Below are 3,965 nucleotides of genomic sequence, written 5' to 3'. Positions count from 1 at the left end.
CTTACACAAAAAAATCCCACCTTTTTAGGTGGGATTATCACTAATATCTTACTCTTCTAATTATCATTTTTATCATCATATAGATAGCTTTGTGCTATCACTGAAATCCTATTATGCCCAAGAGATTGACTGGCAATTTTCATTGCCACTTTATCAAACACCTCTCCAGCCCGTTCTTTTCGCATGATATACCTTTCTGAGCGAGGTATATCTTTTTCTTGTCTCGCATACTTATCGTAAATACGCTTGGCATAAACTGCCCTGTATCTGTGATTGTCATAATGTGATGGGAGTTTTGGGAAAACTCTCCCTTTTTTAGACTGAATATAGCGCACTATATCCTTTGTTTCTTCTTCTGTTACGCCTACAATTTCAGCTATACGATGTCGCCCTCCTTTAGTTCCTTTTGTCACTGAAAGAAAGGCTTTACCGTCTTTGAAAAAGAGGTCTGATGACTCTAGGTTTTCCATCTCTGAGCGCCTGAGTCCTAGTGCCGATGTAAATCGGGCATATTTTTGCTCTGTCTTTTTTGAAAAATCTTTGTCCCTTGCTACCTCGTATCGTGACCTCACGATACTCGCACGAGTTCGTGAAGGTGTAGCAATGAACTGAGTTGCTGGAACTCCGAAAACTTTGGCAAGCGCTGCTTTTGCCGTTGATATAGAATAAGCCGACCTGTCTTTCATCATGAGATAATTTAAGTAATCATCTACAGAGGCTTGTGCTTGATCCATAGTTTTTACCTCAGGCTTATTCTCTTTGAGATAATCGCAGAAATAACGATATTGCTTTTTGTACGTTTCAAAACTTGACTTACTATAAATCTTATTATCAACGTTACCGTTAAATTTATCAAACGAGCGCTTGCGACCGAAACCATCTTTAAACATCTTCTGTAGTCGTAAACGTCCTACATCTCGATATTCAGGCTTTTGTCTCTTTCTTGCCCAACGTCCTTTTTTAACTGTATTAGTCATATTGACCCTCCTTGTACTGTACTAGAGATTTTACGCCTTTCAAACAAGACTGTTCAGGTTAGACCGCCAAGCTTAGAAGCTGGCATTAGCAACTTTTTTGATAAACTTGTCTATGCTATGACAATATCGGCAACTTTGAAAACTACGCCATGTTTCCTATGATATAGGTTTCATCTTGTCCTATCTGCGTAAATCGGTGTATGAATAAAAAACGTCCTTTTTTCTTCTTTTTCTTTTTTCCTTTCTTCTTTTTTCTTTAATTAAATTTCAAATTTCCTTTTTAAATCTTATTTTTTTGGTAACTAAAAAACCTAGCTTGCTAGCTACGTTTTTTTCCTCTTCTTTTTAATTTAGAATTACAATTTTAATTTTTTTCTTCTTTTATTTTTTAAAAAATTCTATTTTTCCTCTTAGTTTTACTTACTCCACATCAATCAATATTCTCTAATACTATTATGCCATTTTTTTTAAAATAAAAAAATTCAAAATTAAAAAAACTAAGATTTTAAAAAAACTATGTAGATAAATGTTTACCCGTCGTTTTTTCTTCGAAAAATCTCTAACGGGTAAACATTTATCACTCCTCCAGAAACCCTTTGGGCGGGTTTCTTCTGTCGTTCCTGTCGCACGAATGCGTGCGATCATTCTGCGCTATCGCATTGCAGAATGAAAAAAGAGAGAGCCGAAACTCTCTCAATACTCAGCATCATCAATATCATATAATTGCTCAATGCCGTTGTTATCGTAGAAATCACTTAAATGTTCATCTGCCAACTCATACAACTGTTCTTCTTCATCAAAATGATTTCCGTCTGCGTAGGAGGTGTACATGATTAAGGCTTTCGCTAATCTCAATACCCCTCTGCTAGATTCATCCTCTCTATATTTACTCTCCTTATAGATTACCTCTTCACAGATTTCAAACAATTCTTTTAGTGAAAAATGAATTTCATCAGCAATTTGTCTATGTTCCATCTCTATACCTCATTTTCCTCTGTTCTATTAACGGTCATGCCGTTTAGCCAGTTGTTTAGCTCTTTATCCAAATTTTCGATACTCTCTGAAAAGCTCGCCTTTAAGTGTTGCGTAAGCTCGTCATTTTTAGCTACTTCTTTAGCTAACTTGCGGTACTTTTGCCGTGTACGAACCGCAAGCTGACTCATCAGCTGAGGATCTGCATGCAGACCCATCAGCATGACTTTGTCAGTTGCTTTCATATCTAGCGGAATGTATCTAGGAGAGTAGAAGGAGTTTAAAGTATTATGAACAATTGAAACCCATTCATCAGCCTTACTTCTTCTTAGCTGAAGCTCCAAGCGCCACCAGTAATCTAAACCATCTGGTAAAACTTCCTTCTTCTTCATTTGCTCCAATCGCTTATTATAAAGCCTTACTTGGCGTTCTGATGAACGTGCGCCCCAGTATGCCGTCTCCAAATCGCCCGATTGCCCAAAATAAGGACGAAAAGAGATTGCATCAGATATTCGATACTGATTCACGTAATCGTCAGGAACATCGACTATATCACACGCTACGTCGGCACGAGAAAAATGAGGTTTTTCAAACATTGTTTTGATAAAATCTTTTAAATTAAGTTTTAAAAAGTGCTGAATTTTGTTAGGGTTAAAGTCTATCCGTCCCTTTTCCCGTCCAGTTTCTTTGTCTAAAAAAGGAAGTATTTCAACGTAGGCTATATTTTCTCCGTATTTATCTATTAGGCTCCACCCTGCGCCAGCCTTCTGTGCAGCTTCTTCTCTTGCGAGTAAAGGCATTGCCTGAGCTAATGTGACATCTTCGCCTTTCGTATAGATAATTTCGCCATCTTCAGTAAAAAAGGTATGGTCGAAATTGAATTTTTTCAAAAAGCCCACGATTGTAATTCTATCTATAGACCAAGACAAGCTAAAATTTAAAAAGTGCAAAGTTTGCATAGTCCACCGCCTGTTAGAAGGGGCGGTTAGAAAATCGAGAGAATTGATGACCTTTTTTCTCTCTCCTAAATCACGTTTTTCAACTTCATCATTTGTTACACATATAGAATTATTGTGCAACAATAATTGATTTTCATCTCTATTCATGCTATAATTATCTCAACTAAGAAAAAATATCATTCTGAAAAAATCGAGTTCCAGCTCGGTTTTTTCTTTTTTTGTTGACCTTTCTAAAATTATTTTAACAACCTTAAATAATCACTTTTTGAACTAATCACATGGGTAATATAAACTATTTGGCTTTCTTCTTTTACCAGAAATAGAATAATGTACTTTTTACAAAGAATAGCTTGTGTTGGATATTTCTTATTTAATTTTCTTTCTATCCTCTCATCAAAATTATACCCTCCTGGCATAAAAGAAAGAGACTCTATTTTTTCAATTATTTCAGAAACAACTCTTTTGGCCACATCAATATCTGAATTGGTTGCCAAGAATTCAAGTATGTTATCTAAGTCTTCGCGACTTTGCGGAGAGTATTGAATTTTATAATCCATATCTTTTCACTAAATCCTCTTTTGTAAAATAGATTCCATTCTCCATATCTTCAACACTTTGATTTATTTCAGCTTGAAGTTTTTTAAATAGCATTTCTTTTTCTAAATCATCAGCAGAGGGTAAATTTACATCTTCTTCCACCGCTACTGTTTTCAAAAATAAACTCAATCCCTTAGATAAGCTATAACCTTTTTTTCTAAAAACTTTCGTTGCTTCATCAACAATATCAGGTTCTGTTTTAAAAGATACATTTCGCAAAGCTACTGTATTCATATCATTTCTCCTATCGTTTTATTTACACTTGTATTTTACACTAATAGAACTGGTTTTGCAACTGTAACCCTCGCTTTTTATTCCATGGTCATCTTGTCAGCAAGAAACCAGTAACGACGTACTTTGTCCGTGTCCGTTCCGAAAGCTAAAGCCTTCGGCTCGGCACGTTCCAGCATACTTTGTTACTGCTTGCAGACAAGACGCTTTCACGGCATAAACCGCTCTG

The 3,965-nt window shown here is 35.9% G+C and carries 5 protein-coding genes; all 5 read right to left on the bottom strand.

All coding sequences use genetic code 11. The annotated features are described in order from the left end of the window. Window positions 1-56 precede the first annotated feature (56 nt). The gene (locus HT697_RS01645) at window positions 57-977 is read right to left on the bottom strand and encodes an integrase domain-containing protein (protein WP_173261863.1); all 921 of its coding nucleotides are present in this window, start codon (window positions 975-977) and stop codon (window positions 57-59) included. Between the two features lie 693 nt (window positions 978-1,670). Then, on the bottom strand, window positions 1,671-1,952 hold the full coding sequence (locus HT697_RS01640; RefSeq protein ID WP_173261859.1) for a hypothetical protein: 282 nt from the start codon (window positions 1,950-1,952) through the stop codon (window positions 1,671-1,673). Between the two features lie 2 nt (window positions 1,953-1,954). Continuing rightward, window positions 1,955-3,055, bottom strand: a complete 1,101-nt coding sequence (locus HT697_RS01635) for a replication initiation factor domain-containing protein (RefSeq protein ID WP_173261856.1) — start codon at window positions 3,053-3,055, stop codon at window positions 1,955-1,957. A gap of 89 nt (window positions 3,056-3,144) precedes the next feature. Further along, window positions 3,145-3,465 carry a type II toxin-antitoxin system RelE/ParE family toxin gene (locus HT697_RS01630; protein ID WP_173261853.1) on the bottom strand — a complete coding sequence of 107 codons (321 nt, stop codon included), beginning with the start codon at window positions 3,463-3,465 and terminating at the stop codon, window positions 3,145-3,147. Then, window positions 3,455-3,739 (bottom strand): antitoxin, encoded by a 285-nt coding sequence (locus HT697_RS01625; RefSeq protein WP_173261850.1) that lies wholly within the window; start codon window positions 3,737-3,739, stop codon window positions 3,455-3,457. The genes HT697_RS01630 and HT697_RS01625 overlap by 11 nt, the downstream gene beginning before the upstream one ends. Window positions 3,740-3,965 lie beyond the last annotated feature (226 nt).

The organism is Streptococcus sp. 1621, assembly GCF_013276615.1.
GTDB lineage: Bacteria > Bacillota > Bacilli > Lactobacillales > Streptococcaceae > Streptococcus.
This window is presented reverse-complemented; position numbering and strand designations above follow the sequence as displayed.

Coding starts and splice junctions, on each gene's coding strand:
- HT697_RS01645 (WP_173261863.1), bottom strand. CDS start 977: ATGACTAATACAGTTAAAAAAGGACGTTGGGCAAGAAAGAGACAAAAG.
- HT697_RS01640 (WP_173261859.1), bottom strand. CDS start 1,952: ATGGAACATAGACAAATTGCTGATGAAATTCATTTTTCACTAAAAGAA.
- HT697_RS01635 (WP_173261856.1), bottom strand. CDS start 3,055: ATGAATAGAGATGAAAATCAATTATTGTTGCACAATAATTCTATATGT.
- HT697_RS01630 (WP_173261853.1), bottom strand. CDS start 3,465: ATGGATTATAAAATTCAATACTCTCCGCAAAGTCGCGAAGACTTAGAT.
- HT697_RS01625 (WP_173261850.1), bottom strand. CDS start 3,739: ATGAATACAGTAGCTTTGCGAAATGTATCTTTTAAAACAGAACCTGAT.